Origin of the sequence: Aphanothece microscopica RSMan92 (assembly GCF_046613545.2) — a bacterium.
Classification (GTDB): domain Bacteria; phylum Cyanobacteriota; class Cyanobacteriia; order PCC-6307; family Cyanobiaceae; genus NIES-981.
This window is the reverse complement of sequence record NZ_JBKKKY020000595.1, coordinates 1-423: the sequence shown is the minus strand read 5'-3', so window position 1 is coordinate 423 and position 423 is coordinate 1. Positions and strand designations below refer to the sequence as shown.

General features: G+C 51.3%; 1 protein-coding gene. It reads right to left on the bottom strand.

The annotated features are described in order from the left end of the window. Nucleotides 1-423: N-acetylmuramic acid 6-phosphate etherase (locus tag ACLD7X_RS19220; RefSeq protein ID WP_411425275.1), on the bottom strand; the 423-nt coding region annotated here is incomplete at both ends.

The following is a 423-nucleotide window of genomic DNA, read 5'->3' as shown; positions in this document are numbered from 1 at the left end:
CGCAAGACATATTCGGCGGTTGAAGAATCTAGAGCACATATGGTTTGCACGGTTCGTATACTCCGGGCTCGAAGTTTGTTGTTTGTTTGTTGCAAGTCAACCATGACATTGCCGTACGTCTTTCCTATACGTACCATGGCCGCTGTCGTAAGCATGTTCAGGACCATTTTCTGTGCCGTACCTGACTTCATTCTCGTAGAACCAGCAACCACTTCAGGGCCGACGTCGGGACATATCAAGATATCAACGTCAGGTGCGAAACCTCGAACAATCGTCACCGGATTCGTTGAAATCAGAATCGTTCGGGCGCCCTGCAACCGTGCCTGGTTCAAGGCTCCGAGAACAAACGGGGTACGTCCCGAGGCTGCGATACCGCAAACAACGTCTGTGTTTGCAACCTGCTTGTCGCTAATAGCCCTTGCC